11 protein-coding genes are annotated in these 15,300 nt (G+C 50.2%); 8 read left to right on the top strand and 3 right to left on the bottom strand.

All coding sequences use genetic code 11. From position 1 onward, the window contains the following. The first annotated feature begins 240 nt into the window (after positions 1-240). The 3 genes from H6F72_RS02885 to H6F72_RS02875 all read left to right on the top strand — a co-directional run bounded on the left by H6F72_RS02885 (position 241) and on the right by H6F72_RS02875 (position 3,918). Positions 241-1,644, top strand: a complete 1,404-nt coding sequence (locus H6F72_RS02885; protein WP_370527428.1) for an ammonium transporter — start codon at positions 241-243, stop codon at positions 1,642-1,644. A 69-nt stretch (positions 1,645-1,713) separates the two neighbouring features. Then, positions 1,714-2,556 carry a GDSL-type esterase/lipase family protein gene (locus H6F72_RS31010; RefSeq protein WP_190431632.1) on the top strand — a complete coding sequence of 281 codons (843 nt, stop codon included), beginning with the start codon at positions 1,714-1,716 and terminating at the stop codon, positions 2,554-2,556. Positions 2,557-2,709: 153 nt separating this feature from the next. Then, a complete protein-coding gene (locus H6F72_RS02875) occupies positions 2,710-3,918 on the top strand; it encodes a 4-hydroxy-3-methylbut-2-enyl diphosphate reductase (protein WP_190431631.1) in 1,209 nt (402 codons plus the stop codon). 176 nt (positions 3,919-4,094) lie between these two features. On the opposite strand, the gene H6F72_RS02870 is transcribed toward H6F72_RS02875, so the two are convergent. Beyond that, positions 4,095-4,853, bottom strand: coding sequence for an amino acid ABC transporter ATP-binding protein (locus H6F72_RS02870; RefSeq protein ID WP_190431629.1), 759 nt, complete (start codon positions 4,851-4,853; stop codon positions 4,095-4,097). 157 nt (positions 4,854-5,010) lie between these two features. Here H6F72_RS02870 and H6F72_RS02865 point away from each other — a divergent pair, with 157 nt between their 5' ends. After that, a complete protein-coding gene (locus H6F72_RS02865) occupies positions 5,011-6,540 on the top strand; it encodes an ABC transporter permease subunit (RefSeq protein WP_190431627.1) in 1,530 nt (509 codons plus the stop codon). A 12-nt stretch (positions 6,541-6,552) separates the two neighbouring features. Here the strand turns inward: H6F72_RS02865 and H6F72_RS02860 are convergent, their stop codons facing one another. Continuing rightward, positions 6,553-7,470, bottom strand: a complete 918-nt coding sequence (locus tag H6F72_RS02860) for a mechanosensitive ion channel family protein (protein ID WP_190431625.1) — start codon at positions 7,468-7,470, stop codon at positions 6,553-6,555. A 163-nt stretch (positions 7,471-7,633) separates the two neighbouring features. Between H6F72_RS02860 and H6F72_RS02855 the strand changes: the two genes are divergently transcribed. Further along, positions 7,634-9,826 (top strand): NACHT domain-containing NTPase, encoded by a 2,193-nt coding sequence (locus H6F72_RS02855; protein WP_190431622.1) that lies wholly within the window; start codon positions 7,634-7,636, stop codon positions 9,824-9,826. Between the two features lie 6 nt (positions 9,827-9,832). Here the strand turns inward: H6F72_RS02855 and H6F72_RS02850 are convergent, their stop codons facing one another. After that, on the bottom strand, positions 9,833-11,332 hold the full coding sequence (locus H6F72_RS02850; protein ID WP_206755413.1) for a glycosyltransferase family 39 protein: 1,500 nt from the start codon (positions 11,330-11,332) through the stop codon (positions 9,833-9,835). 584 nt (positions 11,333-11,916) lie between these two features. Between H6F72_RS02850 and miaB the strand changes: the two genes are divergently transcribed. From miaB to H6F72_RS02835, 3 genes are all read left to right on the top strand, one after another. Then, the gene (gene miaB / locus H6F72_RS02845) at positions 11,917-13,275 is read left to right on the top strand and encodes a tRNA (N6-isopentenyl adenosine(37)-C2)-methylthiotransferase MiaB (RefSeq protein WP_190431619.1); all 1,359 of its coding nucleotides are present in this window, start codon (positions 11,917-11,919) and stop codon (positions 13,273-13,275) included. A gap of 148 nt (positions 13,276-13,423) precedes the next feature. Then, complete coding sequence (locus tag H6F72_RS02840; protein ID WP_190431617.1) at positions 13,424-14,491, top strand: D-alanine--D-alanine ligase family protein; 1,068 nt, start codon at positions 13,424-13,426, stop codon at positions 14,489-14,491. Between the two features lie 123 nt (positions 14,492-14,614). Further along, positions 14,615-15,286 carry a hypothetical protein gene (locus H6F72_RS02835; RefSeq protein WP_190431615.1) on the top strand — a complete coding sequence of 224 codons (672 nt, stop codon included), beginning with the start codon at positions 14,615-14,617 and terminating at the stop codon, positions 15,284-15,286. The last annotated feature ends 14 nt before the right edge of the window (positions 15,287-15,300 follow it).

The following is a 15,300-nucleotide window of genomic DNA, read 5'->3' as shown; positions in this document are numbered from 1 at the left end:
AGAGCTGCTAAAGGTGAGCCTTAGCAGCTCTTTTCTATGGAGTTCTCTTGATGAAAAATACTGCGCTCGCGATCTTCAAGAAACAGAGGTGGACAGCTTTTGAATGTCAGGAGTAAATTGTCACCACGATATAAATTGCTACTGAATTTTCACTAGTTATTTGCCGTAGAAGATTTTTGTATATCTTGATACAGAATCAACTCATCAAAAATTGGTGCAATCAAATTCATTTCTCTTGACGTGGAAGGGCTAACACAAGTGTTGAAGAAAGGTTTGATGATCGGAGCGATCGCTCTGTGGCTTCTGAGTGGTCCCTTAATGGGAACGGCTCTAGCCCAGGAAGTGGACGCAAATCCGATTGATACAGGCGACACAGCCTTCGTGCTCGTTTCGTCAGCATTAGTATTATTGATGACTCCAGGCTTAGCCTTCTTCTACGGAGGATTGGTGCGATCGCGCAACGTGCTCAACACCATGATGATGAGCTTGATCCTCATGGGCGTTGTCGGCGTCACCTGGGTATTGTGGGGCTACAGCCTTGCCTTTGCTCCTACCTCCATCACCCCTGGAGCTGAGCCTGCATTTACAGCAAATCCCATCATTGGTAGCCTGAATTGGCTATTTTTGAACGGCGTTGGCACGGACCCCGACCCTGTGGGCTATGCGACAACCATTCCGCACCAACTCTTCATGGCCTACCAGATGATGTTCGCCATCATCACGCCAGCCCTGATTTCAGGCGCGATCGTGGAGCGGATGAGCTTCAAAGCTTACTTCTGGTTCGTGACGCTGTGGTCTACCCTGATCTACTCGCCCCTCGCTCACTGGGTCTGGGGTAAGGGTTGGATTGGTGCGATGGGAGCACTTGACTTCGCTGGTGGCACGGTCGTCCACATCAGCTCTGGTGTCTCTGCGCTTGTCGCGGTTTGGGTGCTCGGTCCTCGGAAAACTTACCCTGTGCAGCCTGCCGCTCCTCACAACGTGCCCTACGTGCTGCTAGGTATTGGTCTACTGTGGTTCGGTTGGTTTGGGTTCAATGCGGGTAGCGCCCTAGGTGCTGGTGCTTTAGCAACGGTCGCTTTTGTGGCAACGATGGTCTCCAGCGCCGCTGGTGGACTGACTTGGGTGATTATCGAATGGCTACTCCGTGGCAAACCGACTGCCATTGGTATCGCTAGTGGTTTCTTGGCAGGTTTAGTCGGTGTAACTCCAGCAGCAGGGTTTGTTACTCCCATCGGTGCACTTTTGATTGGTTCCATTACTGCTGTTTGCTGCTTCTTCGCGGTTAGCCTCCGCGCCAAGCTTCAGTTCGACGACTCCTTAGACACTTTCCCCATCCACGGTTTAGGTGGCACCATTGGAGCAATTCTGACAGGCTTCTTTGCTACTAAAGCCGTTAACGAACTGGGTGACAATGGCTTGTTCTTCGGCAATCCTGTTCAGTTGTGGGAGCAGATTGTGGGAGTGGTCGTCACCTACATCTTTGCGGGAGTCGGTACCTTTGTGATCTTGAAACTCCTCAGCTTGGTCATGGATCTACGGGTTAAGCCTGTAGTGGAAGACCAAGGTTTGGACGTCAATGAACATGGGGAAGAAGGCTACGGCCAAGAATTTGCCTCTGGACTCAGCTACAACAGGGAGTAGTCCCAATTTTTTGGACGAATACCAGATTGCGACTACAATCTGATTCAAAACGACGTTGAGTTTGCTTCAGTGCCTACTCGCTCTCGAAAAATCGTTCCTGCTTGGGCCTTGTTGTCACTCGCAGCGAATAGCCTTCTGCTATTGACTGTGCTGCTGCTGCTTCGAGGCCACCGCTTGCCGTCGCTGGCGAAAGCTAGTGCTGCTGCAACCCAAAGCCAGCCACCGCGTCCCACGGCTTCTGCACCGCCAGAGTTAGGAGCGCGTCATCAACTCACCTATGAGCAATGGCTGGCTCTCTTGCAACAAGAGGCTAATGCGGCAGCAGCAGACCACCCCAAGCGCCTGAATATTCTGGCTGGAGATTCTTTGAGCCTCTGGTTTCCACCCGATTTGTTGCCAGCTCAGCAAAACTGGCTCAACCAAGGTATTTCTGGAGAGACCTCCGCTGGGCTACTCCGCCGTCTAGAGTTATTTGATGAAGCTCAGCCAGAAACTATTTTTGTTCTCATTGGCATTAATGACCTGATTCGAGGGGTTGGCGATGCCGAATTACTCGAAAATCAGCGGCAGATTATTTACGACTTACAACAGGTGCATCCCCAAGCCCAAATTGTCTTGCAGTCTATATTGCCGCACGCAGGCGATCGCGCCACCTGGCAAGGTAAAGACCGTCTGAAGGCGATTTCCAACGATCGCATTCGGGAGCTAAATCAGGAGCTAAAGGAGATCGCTGAGGAGTCAGGGGTGCATTTTCTCGACTTACATCCGCTGTTTACAGATGCCCAAGGCAATTTACGGTCTGAATTCACGACCGATGGTTTGCACTTAAGTTCTCAAGGTTACTTAGTCTGGCGATCGGCCTTGCAACTCTTCCGCCAAATGGAACTAGAACCCGTAGCCGCCCAACCCTAACTTTATATTCTGACTCCCGACTCCCCTTTTCATCCTTCCTCCCTCCTCCTTGCGAAGAACTTCCCCTCAACACCCCTGCATCCTTCCCACCGCGTTCTATGATCAAGGGGAATTAAAAACGGTGTAGCGCCATCACTTCAGGGATAAAGCTGAATGGATACTAAAGCCTTCAAACGATCACTCAACAGTTCTGAGAATTATCATCGCAAGGGGTTCGGGCATGAAGCCGAAGTTGCCAGCCTTTTGGAGTCGGAATACCAGAGCGGTTTGATTCAGCTAATCCGAGACAACAACTATACGCTACAGCGTGGTGATGTAAAGATTCGACTGGCAGAGGCGTTTGGCTTTTGTTGGGGAGTAGAGCGAGCGGTGGCAATGGCTTATGAAACCCGCCAGCACTTCCCCACCGAACGGATTTGGATTACGAACGAAATTATTCATAACCCTTCAGTGAATCAACGTCTGCGGGAAATGCAGGTGGAGTTTATTGAAGTCAATCAGGGGCAAAAAGATTTTTCTGGCGTGGGGCAAGGCGATGTGGTGATTTTGCCTGCGTTTGGGGCCAGTGTGCAGGAAATGCAATTGCTGAACGAGCGAGGCTGCACCATTGTGGACACGACTTGTCCTTGGGTGTCGAAGGTGTGGAACACGGTGGAGAAGCACAAGAAAGGCACCTACACCTCGATTATTCATGGCAAATACAACCATGAGGAGACGATCGCAACGAGTTCGTTTGCAGGTGTCTACTTGGTCGTGCTGAACTTGGCTGAGGCTGAGTATGTGAGCAATTACATCTTGCATGGCGGCGATCGCGAGGAGTTTTTAGCGAAGTTCCGCAAGGCTTGTTCGGAGGGCTTTGATCCAGACAAGGATTTGGAGCGGATTGGTATTGCCAACCAAACGACGATGCTCAAGGGTGAAACTGAGCAGATTGGCAAGATGTTTGAGCATACGATGCTGAAGAAGTATGGCCCTGCGGAATTAAATCAGCATTTCCTCAGCTTCAATACCATCTGTGACGCGACTCAAGAGCGGCAAGATGCCATGTTTAAGCTGGTGGATGAGCAGGTAGACCTGATGATGGTCATCGGTGGCTACAATTCTTCCAACACAACTCATTTACAAGAGATTGCGGTGGCGCGGGGCATTCCGTCTTATCACATTGATTGTGTGGAGCGGATTTTGTCGCGCGATCGCATTGAGCATAAACCTTTACACCAAGAGATTGAGGTGGCGGAGGGTTGGCTGCCGGATGGGCCGTTGGTGATTGGGGTGACTTCGGGGGCTTCTACGCCGGATAAGGTGGTGGAGGATGTGATTGAGCGGATTTTTTCGCTGAAGGCATCTGTTGCGGTTAGTTAATTATTGCAAAACCAAGACTTGAGGGCACCTGCCCTCAAACTCCCGCTGAGGGACGGCTGCGTCCCCCAGACCCCCTCCAGAGGTAACTCTGGGGTCTCTGGTGGCTCACTTTTGTCTTCTGTTTTCTAATTTCTGACTTCTGTCTCCTGCTTCCTCATTTTTCATCCTTCCTCTTTTCACTCTCCTCGTCCCATTCGGCTCAAGAAGGCTCTCAGGCGATCGCTCTGTGGTTGAGTTAGCACCTCTCGGGCAGCGCCGGTTTCTTCGATTTGGCCTTGGTGGAGGAAGAGGACGCGGTGAGCGACTTCGCGGGCGAATTGCATTTCGTGGGTGACGACGATCATGGTCATGCCGTCTTCGGCAAGTTGTTGCATGACTTGGAGGACTTCGCCGACGAGTTCGGGGTCGAGGGCGCTGGTGGGTTCGTCGAAGAGGATGATTTTGGGGTTCATACAGAGGCTACGGGCAATCGCAACTCGCTGTTTTTGGCCGCCGGAGAGTTGGTCTGGGTAGGCGGTGGCTTTGTGGGCTAAACCAACTTTGGCTAAGTAGGTCTGGGCGAGTTCTATGCTCTCTGGGCGAGATTTGCCGAGGGCTTTTTGGGGAGCAAGGGTGAGGTTTTCGAGGACGCTGAGGTGAGGGAACAGGTTGAACTGTTGGAAGACCATGCCGACTTGCGATCGCAGGTGGCGCAATTGGTGCATTTTCAGTCGGGGTGCTGATAGATCCATGCCGTTGACGAGTAAGCGCCCACTATTGATGGTTTCGAGACGGTTGAAGCAGCGGAGTAGAGTGCTTTTGCCACACCCAGAGGGGCCAATCACGGCAACGACTTCTCCTGGCTGGACGGCACCGCTGACTCCCTGTAAAACTTTTAAGTCACCAAAGCTTTTTTCTACCTGCTCGAACAAGATAGCTGGGGTTGTGCTGTCCATAGGGCCAGAAGAAGGAACAGATCATTTAATGCTGATTCTAGCGACACTCTGCGGTTCAGCTTGTAAGATTGACGCAATCTCTTGATTGGCACAGCCTTAGCGATCGCCATCATCCTGCTTTTCAACTACGGCGGAGGGGAGTGGAAGCTCTAAACATATGCCGAATTTTTTAAGGTCACGTTGGCTGCAACGCTTTGTGTTCGGTTGCAGTTGTTTGCTGCTGATTCTGCTGGGTCACTCAACTTCTATTGCTCAGAGCCAAAATGTTTTGAGAGTTGGCACCGAACCTGCTTTTCCACCGTTTGAGTTTCAAGCACCGGGGGGCGGGCTGCAAGGGTTTGATATTGATTTGATGCAGGCGATCGCGCAAGCGGAAGGGTTGCGGGTGGAGTTCCAGAGTTTACCGTTTGATGGCTTGATTCCTGCCTTGCAAGCCAGAACCGTCGATGCGGCGATTAGTTCGATGACGATCACGGCTGAGCGGCAGCAAACGGTGGATTTCTCGCGGCCATATTTCAAGGCGGGGTTGGCGATCGCAGTTCGGGCCAATAACACCAACACGACTGACCTGGCTAGTTTGCAGAACCAGACGATCGGTGTCCAGATTGGCACTACAGGCGCAGAAACCGCCCGCAAAATTCCTGGTGCCACTATTCGCACGTTTGATTCGGCTCCCTTGGCGTTGCAAGCACTGCTCAACGGCAATGTGAGTGCGGTGATTAATGATGCGCCTGTGACGTTGTATGCGATCAAAGCCAACAACCTCACCGGGATTAAGGTCACGAGCCAATTGCTAACGGAGGAGTTCTACGGCGTTGCCATGCCCAAAAATTCGCCAAACTTAGACAGAATCAACGCTGGCCTGACTCGCATCCTCAGCAATGGCACCTATGACCAGATCTACCGCAAATGGTTTAACGCGCAGGCTCCTTCTCTTGCCACAGCTACGGTGCCTGGTTCAACGCCTCAATCTGAAACCGCTCCCCTCGCTACTTCCGGTGCAGTCATCACGCGAGCCCTACCCATTCTGCTACAAGGCGCTTTAATCACGCTGCAATTGACTGCGCTCTCAGTTTTGCTGGGATTAATCGGTGGCACGCTCATGGGGTTGGCGCGGCTCTCTGCTTCTCGGCCTTTACGCTGGTTCGCGAGAGCCTACATTGACTTTTTTCGCGGTACGCCGTTGTTGGTGCAGATCTTGATGATCTACTTTGGCATTCCAGCTTTGGTTCAGGGGCTAGGTTTTACCTTTACATTTAACCGTTTGGGTGCAGCGGTGTTGGCTCTTAGCCTGAATAGCACAGCGTATCTAGCTGAAATCGTGCGGGCGGGGATTCAATCCATTGAGGTAGGGCAAGTAGAAGCGGCGCAATCCCTCGGTTTAGGGCCAGGACAAACACTGCGTTATGTGGTTTTTCCGCAGGCGTTTCGGCGCATGTTGCCACCTTTAGGCAACGAGTTCATCACTCTGCTAAAAGATACGAGTTTGGTTTCTGTGATTGGGTTTGAGGAACTCCTCCGCCGCGGGCAATTGATTGTGGCCGACAACTACCGCGCCTTTGAAATTTATGCCGCTGTAGCCCTGGTCTACTTAGTGCTAAATCTACTTTCCTCTCAAGCCTTTAGCTTCCTAGAAGCCCGGATGAACCCAAACAAGCGATCGCGACAATCCAGTAGTTCCGACTAAATTTCTATCTAGTTAGCTGCGCCGAGCATCGCTGCGTTTAGCCTCTATCGCCGAGTTAGATAAGCCATCGACTGACGCTGCTTTAGACTGCTGCTGGTCGTAAAAGTAAACGGTACGAATTGGATAAGGAATGGAGATACCGTCGCGATCGCAAGCTGCTTTCAAGGCAATCATCACGTTTGTTTGGGTCCGACGGACGGTTGCTTTCGGTGGCAGCGTCCAATAACGCACCATCAAGTCAATGGAACTTTCACCAAAGCCCACAATATCTACTTCTGCCGCTGGCTTGACTAATACTCCGTCTATTTGGTTCACCGTCTGTAGCAAAGTTTGAATTGTTTGGGGCAAAGGGGTATTGTAATCAACCCCAATGGCTAGATCAGTGCGGCGGTGGGGCATTGCAGTCAAAACTTGGATCGGGCTGGTAAAGACAATCGAGTTGGGAATTACGACCCGCTCGCCTTGATAAGTACGAATTTGAGTGGAGCGAATCGTGATTTCTTCTACAGTGCCTTCAAAGTCGTTCACGATGATCTGGTCATTGAGGCGGAAGGGTTCATTTAGCAACAGCAAGACGCCCGCCAGAAAATTCTTGAAGATGTCTTGAAAGGCAAAGCCGATCGCAACTGAGCTTAACCCCAACAAGCCAATAATGTCGCCCACGCCTAAATCGGGAAACGCCATCACACTGGCGACCACCACTCCCACCACCCAAGTGGCGACATAGCTCATTTGCATCAGCAGCGATCGCAGAGATGGGCTCCGTACCATGCGCCCCATTGTGGCAGCCGTGAGGTTTTGCAACACGTTGGCAGCATAGCGAGTTAACAAGAGCACAATCAGAGCCAGAACCAGCCCTGGAAATGCCTCCACTGCCTGACCGATAAGATTCAATAAACTGGAGCGAACTTCTTGAACTAGCGCACTCATAAGCAAGGCTGACTCACATTTCTCCGCTAGGACCTTCTCACACTCAGCGATCGCTCAACAACTACGAAAAGATAGAAAGTGTGGGGTTTAACTAACACGATTGAGTTAGTGCAACCGCTCATCTATATGACAAACTTGTTCTAAACTCTCCTCCCACCTTCCTATGATTGGACTGGAAAAAATCGCCCTTCAAGCAGCCAGTATGGGTTTGGCTAGCATTTTCAGCCGTGTGGTTTGGGAGGGAGGCGGCAAGCTGCTCGGTTGGATGGGCAAAAAAAGCCTAGATGAAAAAACCAAACAAGCGGTCGCAGAAGCTTCCGTTCAGTACATCCAAAACTATGGCGAGCGTCACGGCATCCTGAAGGTTTTGGGCATGCGTGAACCTGCGCCTTTAGAGTCGGTCTATACGACGGTGCAATTGCTAGACAAGTGGGATTTGCGGCGCTTTGAGTCGATTGAAACTTTAGAAAAAGCCTATCGTCAAACGCGATCGCGCAGCTTTCAACCACGCGAATCTAGTCGTCAAGATGGCCTGAGAGTTGCCAATGAAAAACAATATTTGATGGTGCTGGGTGGTCCGGGGGCTGGTAAATCTACATTTCTCCGCAAGTTGGGTTTGGAAGCACTCAAGGGAACCCAAGGTGGCTATGAGCATGAATGTATCCCGGTTCTGATTGAGCTAAAGAGTTTTACCAGCAGCAAGATCAACATCGAGAAAGCGATCGCCCAGGAATTCAAGATTTGTGGCTTTCCCCACTCCGATGAAGCCACGACTCAACTGTTAGAGCAAGGCAAACTCTTAATTTTATTAGATGGTTTAGATGAAGTTCCTGGCAAAAATCTGAATGAAGCGATTTGCCAAATTCAAAACTTTGTCGATCAGTACGACCAAAACCGTTTTATCGCCTCTTGCCGTCTCGCCGCCTATCGCCATAACTTCCGGCGCTTTACTGATGTGGCAATGGCTGACTTTGATGCTTCTCAGATTAAGCAGTTCATTCACAACTGGTTTCGCTCCGACGCAGACCAACAGGCAGGTACGGGGCAGAAGTGTTGGGAGTTACTGCTGAAGCCAGAAAATGCTGCTGCCAAGGAACTAGCTCACTCGCCGCTACTGCTAACGTTGCTTTGCTTGGTCTACGATCGCTCCCAGAATTTCCCCAACAATCGCAGCGTGCTTTATCGTAAAGCTCTCCGAGTCTTGCTAGAAGAATGGGCTTCGGAAAAGCGCATTTTACGCGATGAAATCTACCAAGGTTTAAGCACAGAGTTAGAAGAAATTTTATTGTCAGAAATTGCTTATAGCGCGTTCAAATCAGACCGACTTTTCTTCTCTCAAGGTGAAATTGTCAGCCAAATCAAGACTTTTTTAACTGACAACTTAAACGCGCCTAAGCACTTAAATGGAGAGGCAGTGTTGGATGCGATCGCCATTCAGCAAGGCATTTTGGTCGAACGGGCAGAAGATGTATTTTCCTTCTCCCATTTGACATTGCAAGAATATCTCACCGCCCAGTACATTGCTGACAATCATCAAGTCGCTCGCTTAGTCGCCGATCACCTCACGGACCCCCGCTGGCAAGAAGTATTTCTGCTGGTAGCAGGGCTGATGCGGCATGGTGCTGATGAACTGCTAGTTCGCATGGCGCGCAAAACTCGTCGCTACATCACCACTCCCAAGTTGCAAGCTTTGTTGCAGTGGGCGCATCAGATTACAGAGGGGCCAGGCACGACCGTGAAACCTGTAGTGAAACGCGCCTCGGCTTTGTTTCTCGCTTTAGCCCGCGATCGCGCCTTGGATCTCGTCCGGGTACTCCATCCCAACACCGCTCGCGTTTTGGATCTGGTGCGAACTCTGGATCTGGTTTGTGCCCCCGCTCCGGTGCAGGCGATCGATTTAGCTCGTGCGATGGAATTAGCCCGCAACTTGGATCTAGATTGTGTCCCCGCTCGTGCCCGTGCTCGTACTCGCAGCCTCAACCGAATTCCTGCCCGAACTTTAGCTCGTGCTGTCACCAACTCTTTGGCCCAAGAGTTCAGCAAGAGCCAACTGTTTAACAGCGTTAACTTTCACCCATTAATTGCCCGGCTGGATGCCCTCAAAACAAAAGCCCCAGATACCAGCCAACCCTACGAAGTGCAGCAAGCCTTTCGCGATCGCCTCTCTCAAGTCTGGCTCCACGCTCTGAAGCTAGATGCTGCTCTGGTGGATTTGTCCGCTGCAGAGTTACAGGCCCTAGAACACTATCTCTACGCCAACTGCCTACTCGTCCGTTGCAAGCAAGCAGCCGTGAGAGTTTCCGCCAAAACTTGGGAAGAAATTGAAACGCAAATGCTATTTGTAGCGGGCTGCTGAGCCTCCCTAACTAGCTTTCGCTTGTTTCACTATCAACGCGCTACAAGCTCCCTTCGTATCAATCGTACTCAGTTGGTATTGCGCCACCAGTTGCGTTTTGATCGCCGGAATACAAGTCACAACGACTTGATTGTTCGGCACAGTTTGCTCAGGAGTAGAGAGCGCGATCGCATATTTAGGATCTAAATCAGCCGCTTTAACATAAAAAAGCGTATGGGCTCTGCGTCCTCCTACTGTCCCTTTTGCCATATCCACCACCTGAAATGTGGTTAATTCTGGTTGAGTTTTTTGCAAGCGACGCAAGTAATATCCCAACTGTACTTCTGGTGGGTCGTGAGGGCGAGAATAGACATAAGTGCCACTCACTTTACGAGCCATTCTCAGAGAAGGTAAAAACAGCAAAGCGCATACAAACAAACCTGCAATTAGCTGTTGTTTAGAACGTGGGTTTATCCGCAAGTATTTGATTAACCAGTGACAAGCTTCAGAAACTCCTAGCCCAATTAGCAATGCCGCGATCGGATATTGTGGGGCGTTGTACCAAGCCAATTTAGTTTGAGAACTAGAAACAACTAGAAAGTGACAAATCAAGTAAAAACCACAGAAGGCTCCTAAAGCTTTAATTAATCGCTTTTGACTGATTTGAGCGACGACTAAACTAGGCAAAAGTAGATACAGCCAGGGAATAAATGTACGCTGCATCTGTTGCAGATAAAACCAAAAGTCACCTGTATGTCCCTCTACCGACTCTGAGTAGCGCCCTACCTCATTACTTAACATTGCTTCTAGGTAGCCTGGGTTGTAATACTCCCGCAGCAAGTAGTAGCTTAGCCCAGCTCCAATCACGAAAATTGCCGAGCTATAGAATGATGGCGATCGCAATAATTGACCCAACCGTTTTTGATAGATTGTGTAAACAAAAAGACCTAACAATGGAATCAAGGCAGCAATTCCTTTTGTCCACATTGCCAACATAATTGCGATCGCGGTTAGCCATAGATACCAAGGCTTTTTGGAACTGCTAGCATGGATATAGACAAAATAAGTGAGGGAATAAACGGTAATCCATAAAGTTAGCAGGGCATCATAATCTCCCGTTCTCGCCACATGCTCTGCTACATACCCATAGCTAGTCATTAAGACAAAAGCACTGGTAATTCCGACCACCAAGCTTTGCAAGTAAAAGGTAGAAAATAGAAACAAAGTTAGGACAGTTGTGGTGGCGGCGATCGCAGAAGGCAGACGCACCGCAAATTCGTTGTAGCCAAACACTTTCATGCAGGCAACAATCAACCAAAGCAACAATGGTGGTTTGGTTCCCCACAAATCGGGCTGCCCATCAAAATAGCTGACAATGAAATTGCCATTGAGTGACATCTCTAAAGCATTCACTGCCCGCCTAGCCTCGTCATAGGTGCGCAGAGAGAGAGCATCAAGATGCCAAAAAAATACGAAGTAGCAAGCACACAAAAGCACAAAAAAACTACCAGCAACCCGGTAGTTCAACAACAGCTCAAACGTGGTTGATAAACTTTGCCAAGATCGAACTTGGCCCTTTCCTTTTCTTAAATACGTAGAAGTAGGACTTGAAGCAGCTTCCCGGATAGGCATGGGGGCAACCTATTCCTCTAAAGAGATAATTGTGAAAGCAACCTCCAGCAGATTAATTAGTAAACTCGTAAATCACAGTATCTACCATTACTTAAACACCTTTAAATACGAGGGTTTCATCATAAAAGTTCTAGCTAGAATTACATCTTGAATATTTTCAAATGTGTCATTTTTTACAATTCAATCAGACAAAAATTCTTGACTTTTGCAAGCTTAAAGCTGTTGTTCTGCCAACCATGATTACAAAGATGAACTGCTCTGCTTTCTCCTCAAGTAGCCAAAATCTAGGAACTATCAGCAAAGTTATGGTCTCGAACCCAGGGCCATTTCCTTGAATCACTAGTGGGTAAGTTTGAATGAGTAGAAATACTGAGAGCAGCCCAGCGATCGCACCGAATTAATTTCTATCTCCAGGCAGAGTGCCGACAAAAATTTATAATGAAGGTTTGACACTTGTTCTACTTGGCCTGTAGCTCACCATGACCACTTCTTCTCGCCGCTATCACATCACTACTTTTGGCTGTCAGATGAACAAAGCTGACTCCGAACGCATGGCTGGCATTCTAGAAGACATGGGTTTTCAATGGTCAGAAGACCCGAATGAGGCCAACGTCATTCTCTACAACACGTGCACCATTCGGGATAATGCAGAGCAAAAAGTTTATTCCTACCTTGGTCGGCAAGCCAAGCGGAAGCATGAAGAACCGGACCTAACTTTGGTAGTGGCAGGCTGTGTAGCTCAGCAAGAAGGCGAAGCTCTGTTACGGCGAGTGCCAGAACTGGATCTGGTGATGGGACCGCAGCATGCCAATCGCCTTCAGGATCTCCTAGAGCAAGTCTTCAGCGGCAACCAAGTGGTGGCGACTGAAGCAGTCCACATTTTTGAAGACATCACCAAGCCGCGTCGGGATAGCAAAGTCACCGCTTGGGTCAACGTCATCTACGGCTGCAACGAGCGCTGCACCTACTGCGTGGTTCCCGGAGTTCGGGGGGTGGAGCAGTCACGCACACCCGAAGCTATCCGAGCTGAAATTGAAGAACTGGGACGACAGGGCTACAAAGAAATTACGCTGTTGGGCCAAAACATTGACGCTTACGGGCGCGATCTCCCAGGCGTGACTCCCGAAGGTCGGCACCAGCACACCCTCACCGATCTCCTTTACTATGTGCACGATGTTCCTAGCATCGAGCGAATTCGCTTTGCCACAAGCCACCCCCGTTACTTCACCGAGCGCTTAATCAAAGCTTGTGCCGAACTCCCCAAGGTTTGCGAGCACTTCCATATCCCCTTTCAATCTGGCGATAACGAAGTTCTCAAAGCCATGTCCCGCGGTTACACCCAAGAAAAATACCGCCGCATCATCGACACGATTCGCAGCTATATGCCCGATGCCTCCATCAGTGCCGATGCGATCGTTGGCTTCCCTGGTGAAACCGAATCCCAATTCGAGAACACCCTGAAGCTCGTCGATGAAATTGGTTTTGACTTACTCAATACAGCCGCTTACTCCCCGCGCCCTGGCACTCCCGCTGCCCTGTGGGAAAACCAACTCAGTGAAGAAGTCAAGAGCGATCGCCTGCAACGCCTCAATCATCTGGTCAACACCAAAGCCGCCGAGCGGTCGCAGCGTTATTTAGGCCGCATCGAGGAAGTCTTGGTGGAAGACCAAAACAGCAAAGACCCCAGCCAAGTCATGGGTCGCACCCGTGGCAATCGTCTCACCTTCTTCCCCGGCGACATCAACGAACTTAAAGGCCAAGTGGTTCAGGCCAAGATTACGGAAGTGCGAGCCTTTAGCTTGACAGGTCAACCCGTCGTTCCAGCGATTTGCGCTTAGGGTTTTCCTGCCAAAGCCGTAGCACAGTTGGTTATCCAGCTAGCGATCGCTCATCCAGCAATCCCAAAAAATTGTTAACAATTGCCTCTGGCAAGACGAAGCGGGTGTGATACGCTAGCTGCGATAGATTGTGCCAGAAGGATCAGTCATGACGAAGCTGCGGGTGGGGTTGCTGTTTGGCGGTTGCTCGGGGGAGCATGAAGTTTCGATTCGTTCGGCACGGGCGATCGCCAACGCCTTAAACACAGACCCAAACCCTAGCAAGTACGAAGTGCTGCCTTTCTACATCCAAAAAGATGGCCGTTGGCAATCCCCAGACATTGCCCAGTCAGTTCTAGAGTCTGGCGTGCCGCTGCCTTCTGAAGAAACAGGCTCACCCACTACCCGCACTCATCTTTGGCAATTCCCACCTCTAGCCGCCGAAATTGATGTGTGGTTCCCGATTCTACATGGACCCAACGGCGAAGATGGCACGATTCAGGGTTTGTTGCAGTTAATGCAAGTACCTTATGTCGGGTCAGGCGTACTGGCTTCCTCAGTAGGCATGGACAAGATTGCCATGAAGAGCGCTTTTGCTCAGGCTGGCTTGGCGCAAGTCAAATATATGACGGTCAACCGCTCCCAAGTTTGGTCGAACCCCTGCGTGTATCCCAAACTCTGTGACGAAATCGAAGCAACCTTGGGCTATCCCTGCTTTGTTAAGCCTGCTAACTTAGGTTCCTCTGTTGGCATTGCTAAGGTGCGATCGCGTGCTCAGCTCGAAGCAGCCTTAGACAGTGCCGCGAGTTACGATCGCCGCTTGATTGTGGAAGCTGGAGTCGTGGCTAGAGAAGTGGAATGCGCAGTTTTAGGGAATGACCAAGCGCAAGCTTCTATCGTAGGAGAGATCACTTATAACAGTGATTTCTACGACTATGAAACGAAGTACACGGAAGGGCGAGCCGATCTACATATTCCTGCTCTCCTACCAGAGGCGATCGCCGCTCAAGTGCAAACACTGGCCTTGCAGGCATTTGCTGCGGTCGATGCAGCGGGATTAGCGCGAATTGACTTCTTTTATGTGGAGTCTACGGGGGAAGTGTTGATTAACGAAATCAATACATTACCTGGCTTTACCGCGACTAGCATGTATCCTCAACTGTGGGCTGCTAGTGGGGTTGCCTTCCCAACCTTGGTTGATCAACTCATTCAGTTTGCTCTGGAGCGACATTCCTAAAACCAAATCACAATTTTTGGCGAGAAGGCGATCGCTTCAGTACAATCTAGAGACAACAGGGAATTCTAGCTAAAATCCCCATTTCTAAACCCTTTGGACTCCCTAGCCAAGATGAAAGTAGCTATGGTTAACCAGACTCATCCCCATCGGCAGCCACAGCTTTTGGGTACGACTTCACAACTGATACAAAAGCATCCTTTTATCCTTTGGGGAGCGTCTTTAGTCTTGGTTTTACTGCTGGGAGGATTTGCCCTCAAAGGGTTAATTTATCCTGGTCCTGTTGAGCCTGTTGAGCCTGTTGAACCAAAAGTAGCCACAGCGCCCGCCAAAGTTCCATCTCCTGAGCTTCAGGAGCAAAACCTCAATTTATGGTTATTCAGTGCTGTTGCTTTGGGATGTGCAGCCGGTTCTATTTTCATTTCTCGGCGCATTGAACGAATGGAGCCGAAGCCCCAGCAAGCACAGCCAAAGTCAAAGCAACGAGCCATGCCCTTTCAAATGAAAGCGGCTCAAAAACGTCAGCCTGCAACAGCGACTCGTCGGCCCAGCTCACCTATGCGCCGCAAAAAAGCAGTAGCGGTTTCAGCCAAACGAGCCAATGCTTCAGCGGCCACTGTTCTCCACGCTGAGCCTGTGCGCACGAGTCAAAGGGGCTACTCACCAAGCCCTGTGATCATAGAACCAGTCGTCACTGTGGTTCCAGAGAACGAAAGCCATCCTTTAGACTGGGGCGAGGCGAGCCTAGCAGAGATGATGGACCTTCGCAAACAAAAACCCCTTTCCTCTTTGCTTTAGCTCTACGGCCAGAA

It is taken from the genome of Trichocoleus sp. FACHB-46 (genome assembly GCF_014695385.1).
Taxonomy (GTDB): Bacteria; Cyanobacteriota; Cyanobacteriia; order FACHB-46; family FACHB-46; genus Trichocoleus.
The sequence above is the reverse complement of the archived record's forward strand: the minus strand, read 5'-3'. Positions and strand labels throughout refer to the sequence as shown.

Excerpts from the sequence above, each read along its gene's own strand:
- H6F72_RS02875 (WP_190431631.1), top strand. The coding sequence starts at position 2,710 with ATGGATACTAAAGCCTTCAAACGATCACTCAACAGTTCTGAGAATTAT.
- H6F72_RS02870 (WP_190431629.1), bottom strand. The coding sequence starts at position 4,853 with ATGGACAGCACAACCCCAGCTATCTTGTTCGAGCAGGTAGAAAAAAGC.
- H6F72_RS02865 (WP_190431627.1), top strand. The coding sequence starts at position 5,011 with ATGCCGAATTTTTTAAGGTCACGTTGGCTGCAACGCTTTGTGTTCGGT.
- H6F72_RS02860 (WP_190431625.1), bottom strand. The coding sequence starts at position 7,470 with ATGAGTGCGCTAGTTCAAGAAGTTCGCTCCAGTTTATTGAATCTTATC.
- H6F72_RS02855 (WP_190431622.1), top strand. The coding sequence starts at position 7,634 with ATGATTGGACTGGAAAAAATCGCCCTTCAAGCAGCCAGTATGGGTTTG.
- miaB (WP_190431619.1), top strand. The coding sequence starts at position 11,917 with ATGACCACTTCTTCTCGCCGCTATCACATCACTACTTTTGGCTGTCAG.
- H6F72_RS02840 (WP_190431617.1), top strand. The coding sequence starts at position 13,424 with ATGACGAAGCTGCGGGTGGGGTTGCTGTTTGGCGGTTGCTCGGGGGAG.
- H6F72_RS02835 (WP_190431615.1), top strand. The coding sequence starts at position 14,615 with ATGGTTAACCAGACTCATCCCCATCGGCAGCCACAGCTTTTGGGTACG.